This is a genomic window from Demequina mangrovi (genome assembly GCF_000759715.1).
GTDB lineage: Bacteria > Actinomycetota > Actinomycetes > Actinomycetales > Demequinaceae > Demequina > Demequina mangrovi.
Genome location: NZ_BBLU01000025.1, coordinates 1 through 5,266, shown reverse-complemented (window position 1 = coordinate 5,266; position 5,266 = coordinate 1). Strand labels below are relative to the sequence as shown.

Annotated in this window: 3 rRNA genes; all 3 read left to right on the top strand. The window is 57.2% G+C overall.

Features of this window, described 5'->3' with window-relative positions:
- The first annotated feature begins 7 nt into the window (after positions 1 to 7).
- The 3 genes from TR42_RS13850 to rrf all read left to right on the top strand — a co-directional run bounded on the left by TR42_RS13850 (position 8) and on the right by rrf (position 5,245).
- A 16S ribosomal RNA gene (locus tag TR42_RS13850) occupies positions 8 to 1,530 on the top strand.
- Between the two features lie 403 nt (positions 1,531 to 1,933).
- Positions 1,934 to 5,036, top strand: a 23S ribosomal RNA gene (locus TR42_RS13845).
- Between the two features lie 92 nt (positions 5,037 to 5,128).
- Positions 5,129 to 5,245 (top strand): 5S ribosomal RNA (gene rrf / locus TR42_RS13840).
- Together the 16S, 23S and 5S rRNA genes form the textbook arrangement of a ribosomal RNA operon.
- Positions 5,246 to 5,266 lie beyond the last annotated feature (21 nt).

Below are 5,266 nucleotides of genomic sequence, written 5' to 3'. Positions count from 1 at the left end.
CCATTCATTTACGGAGAGTTTGATCCTGGCTCAGGACGAACGCTGGCGGCGTGCTTAACACATGCAAGTCGAACGGTGACGAAAGAGCTTGCTTTTTCTGATCAGTGGCGAACGGGTGAGTAACACGTGAGTAACCTGCCCCAGACTCTGGGATAACCTCGGGAAACCGGGGCTAATACCGGATATGACACTCCACCGCATGGTGAGGGTGTGGAAAGTTTTTCGGTCTGGGATGGACTCGCGGCCTATCAGCTTGTTGGTGAGGTAATGGCTCACCAAGGCGACGACGGGTAGCCGGCCTGAGAGGGCGACCGGCCACACTGGAACTGAGACACGGTCCAGACTCCTACGGGAGGCAGCAGTGGGGAATATTGCACAATGGGCGCAAGCCTGATGCAGCGACGCCGCGTGGGGGATGAAGGCCTTCGGGTTGTAAACCCCTTTCAGCAGGGAAGAAGCGAAAGTGACGGTACCTGCAGAAGAAGCGCCGGCTAACTACGTGCCAGCAGCCGCGGTAATACGTAGGGCGCAAGCGTTGTCCGGAATTATTGGGCGTAAAGAGCTCGTAGGCGGTCTGTCGCGTCTGCTGTGAAATCCCGAGGCTCAACCTCGGGCCTGCAGTGGGTACGGGCAGACTAGAGTGTGGTAGGGGAGACTGGAATTCCTGGTGTAGCGGTGGAATGCGCAGATATCAGGAGGAACACCGATGGCGAAGGCAGGTCTCTGGGCCACAACTGACGCTGAGGAGCGAAAGCGTGGGGAGCGAACAGGATTAGATACCCTGGTAGTCCACGCCGTAAACGGTGGGCACTAGATGTGGGGCTCTTTCCATGAGTTCCGCGTCGCAGCTAACGCATTAAGTGCCCCGCCTGGGGAGTACGGCCGCAAGGCTAAAACTCAAAGGAATTGACGGGGGCCCGCACAAGCGGCGGAGCATGCGGATTAATTCGATGCAACGCGAAGAACCTTACCAAGGCTTGACATATACCCTCTACCCCCAGAGATGGGGGGTGCTTCGGCGGGGTATACAGGTGGTGCATGGTTGTCGTCAGCTCGTGTCGTGAGATGTTGGGTTAAGTCCCGCAACGAGCGCAACCCTCGTCCTATGTTGCCAGCACGTAATGGTGGGGACTCATAGGAGACTGCCGGGGTCAACTCGGAGGAAGGTGGGGATGACGTCAAATCATCATGCCCCTTATGTCTTGGGCTTCACGCATGCTACAATGGCCGGTACAATGGGCTGCGATACCGTAAGGTGGAGCGAATCCCAAAAAGCCGGTCTCAGTTCGGATTGAGGTCTGCAACTCGACCTCATGAAGTCGGAGTCGCTAGTAATCGCAGATCAGCAACGCTGCGGTGAATACGTTCCCGGGCCTTGTACACACCGCCCGTCAAGTCACGAAAGTCGGTAACACCCGAAGCCAGTGGCCCAACTCGTAAGAGGGGGAGCTGTCTAAGGTGGGATTGGCGATTGGGACTAAGTCGTAACAAGGTAGCCGTACCGGAAGGTGCGGCTGGATCACCTCCTTTCTAAGGAGCACCTACCGGTCTCTCGAGGCTGGTCAGGATCCCATCATCAGAGCCGACAGTGCTCTGGGTGGGGCTCATGGATGGAACATCGACATGCGCCGGCAGCCGCCGGACGGCACAGTTAGTACACCCCGTTGGGGTAGGAACGCTGAGACGTCCGAGTCACGGTTGTCGGCTGGCACGCTGTTGGGTCCTGAAGGGTCGGACGTTCTCGTTCAATCTTTCAGACCGTCAAACCCCCTCGAGCGGGTCCTTAGGGACGCCTTCGGGGATCAGGGTTCACGGTTGCGGACCATCTCCTCCCATCAAACGGGAAGCTTGTGCTTCTACGTGTGGGTGTGGGGGGTGGGGTCGCCCGTCGTTTGAGAACTGCACAGTGGACGCGAGCATCTTTGATATCTGTGGTCAAGTTTTTAAGAGCACATGGTGGATGCCTTGGCAGTAGGAGCCGAAGAAGGACGTTGTAGCCTGCGATAAGCCTCGGGGAGCTGGCAAACAAGCTGTGATCCGAGGATGTCCGAATGGGGAAACCCCGCTGGAGTCATGTCCAGTGACCCACGCCTGAACACATAGGGCGTGTGGAGGGAACGTCGGGAAGTGAAACATCTCAGTACCGACAGGAAGAGATATTCCGTGAGTAGTGGCGAGCGAAAGCGGAACAGGCCAAACCGTATGCGTGTGATAGCCGGCAGGCGTTGCGTATGCGGGGTTGTGGGACCTTTCTGATCATTCTGCCGAATGGTCGAGGAGTCAAAAATCCGTGTGATAGGCGAAGGGCATTGAAAGGCCCGGCATAGAGGGTGCGACCCCCGTAGCCGAAATCATGCGGACTCCTGAGAGTCATCCCAAGTAGCACGGGGCCCGAGAAATCCCGTGTGAATCCGCAGAGACCACTCTGTAAGCCTAAATACTACCTACTGACCGATAGCGAATCAGTACCGTGAGGGAAGGGTGAAAAGTACCCCGAGAGGGGAGTGAAATAGTACCTGAAACCGTGTGCTTACAATCCGTCGGAGCCTCCATAGCTGGGGTGACGGCGTGCCTTTTGAAGAATGAGCCTGCGAGTTAGTGCTCAGTGGCAAGGTTAACCCGTGTGGGGCAGCCGTAGCGAAAGCGAGTCCGAATAGGGCGTTTGAGTCGCTGGGTCTAGACCCGAAGCGAAGTGATCTATCCATGGCCAGGCTGAAGCGCGGGTAAGACCGCGTGGAGGGCCGAACCCACTTGGGTTGAAAACCGAGGGGATGAGCTGTGGATAGGGGTGAAAGGCCAATCAAACTTCGTGATAGCTGGTTCTCCCCGAAATGCATTTAGGTGCAGCGTTGCGTGTTTCTTGCCGGAGGTAGAGCTACTGGATGGCCGATGGGCCCCACCAGGTTACTGACGTCAGCCAAACTCCGAATGCCGGTAAGTGAGAGCGCAGCAGTGAGACTGCGGGGGATAAGCTTCGTAGTCGAGAGGGAAACAGCCCAGAACACCAACTAAGGCCCCTAAGCGTGTGCTAAGTGGGAAAGGATGTGGAGTTGCATAGACAACCAGGAGGTTGGCTTAGAAGCAGCCACCCTTGAAAGAGTGCGTAATAGCTCACTGGTCAAGTGATTCCGCGCCGACAATGTAGCGGGGCTCAAGTACACCGCCGAAGTTGTGTCATTCACACATTGCGCTAGGCCTTCGTGGTCCAGGCGTGTGGATGGGTAGGGGAGCGTCGTGTGGCGGGTGAAGTCGCGGGGTAACCCAGCGGTGGACGCCACACGAGTGAGAATGCAGGCATGAGTAGCGAAAGACGGGTGAGAAACCCGTCCGCCGAATGACCAAGGGTTCCAGGGCCAGGTTAATCCGCCCTGGGTAAGTCGGGACCTAAGGCGAGGCCGACAGGCGTAGTCGATGGACAACGGGTTGATATTCCCGTACCGGCGAAGGACCGCCCATGACGAGGCGGACGATGCTAAGTGCCCAAAGCCGGCGAACCCTTCGGGGGGAGCTCGGTGGCGCGCACGAACCAGATCCGTAGTAGTCAAGCGTAGTAACAGGGGTGACGCAGGAAGGTAGCCGAGCGTGGCGATGGTAGTCCACGTCTAAGGGTGTAGGCCGAACGGTAGGCAAATCCGCCGTTCACATAGGCTGAGACCTGATGGTGACCCCGTATGGGGGAAATCGGTGATCCTATGCTGCCAAGAAAAACCTCGGCGCGAGGTCCTAGCCGCCCGTACCCCAAACCGACTCAGGTGGTCAGGTAGAGAATACTAAGGCGATCGAGTGAATCGTGGTTAAGGAACTCGGCAAAATGCCCCCGTAACTTCGGGAGAAGGGGGGCCTGAGGCGTGAACCACCTAGCGTGGGGAAGCGTTTGAGGGCCGCAGAGACCAGGGAGAAGCGACTGTTTACTAAAAACACAGGTCCGTGCGAAGTCGCAAGACGATGTATACGGACTGACGCCTGCCCGGTGCTGGAAGGTTAAGAGGAGGGGTCAGCCGCAAGGCGAAGCTCCGAATTTAAGCCCCAGTAAACGGCGGTGGTAACTATAACCATCCTAAGGTAGCGAAATTCCTTGTCGGGTAAGTTCCGACCTGCACGAATGGCGTAACGACTTCTCCGCTGTCTCAACCGCGAACTCGGCGAAATTGCACTACGAGTAAAGATGCTCGTTACGCGCAGCAGGACGGAAAGACCCCGGGACCTTTACTATAGCTTGGTATTGGTATTCGGTGTGGTTTGTGTAGGATAGGTGGGAGACTATGAAGCCGTGACGCCAGTCATGGTGGAGTCATTGTTGAAATACCACTCTGATCACTCTGGATATCTAACCTCGGTCCGTAATCCGGATCAGGGACAGTGCCTGGTGGGTAGTTTAACTGGGGCGGTTGCCTCCCAAAGAGTAACGGAGGCGCCCAAAGGTTCCCTCAGCCTGGTTGGCAATCAGGTGGCGAGTGCAAGTGTACAAGGGAGCTTGACTGTGAGACTGACAGGTCGAGCAGGGACGAAAGTCGGGACTAGTGACCCGCCGGTGGCAAGTGGAAGCGCCGGCGCTCAACGGATAAAAGGTACCCCGGGGATAACAGGCTGATCCTGCCCAAGAGTCCATATCGACGGCATGGTTTGGCACCTCGATGTCGGCTCGTCGCATCCTGGGGCTGGAGTTGGTCCCAAGGGTTGGGCTGTTCGCCCATTAAAGCGGTACGCGAGCTGGGTTTAGAACGTCGTGAGACAGTTCGGTCCCTATCCGCTGCGCGCGCAGGAAACTTGAGAAAGGCTGCCCCTAGTACGAGAGGACCGGGGTGGACCAACCTCTGGTGTGCCAGTTGTTCCGCCAGGAGCACGGCTGGTTGGCTACGTTGGGAAGGGATAACCGCTGAAAGCATCTAAGCGGGAAGCCTGTTTCAAGATGAGGTTTCCAACACCTACGGGTGTGAAGGCCCCCTATAGACCATGGGGTTGATAGGCCGGACGTGGAAGCGAGGACTAACGACTCGTGAAGCTGACCGGTACTAATAGGCCGACAACTTGACTCACACTCAAGTTAGATAAGTAATGCTACGCGTCCACTGTGCGGTTCCCGAACTACGGTCGGAAACCCAAAATCCGCAACATAGTTCCATAAAGTTGCCGCAGCCACAGCGAGAGGGAAACGCCCGGTCCCATTCCGAACCCGGAAGCTAAGCCTCTCAGCGCCGATGGTACTGCACTCGCCAGGGTGTGGGAGAGTAGGACGCTGCGGCCACACCATTCCAAAAGACCCCCC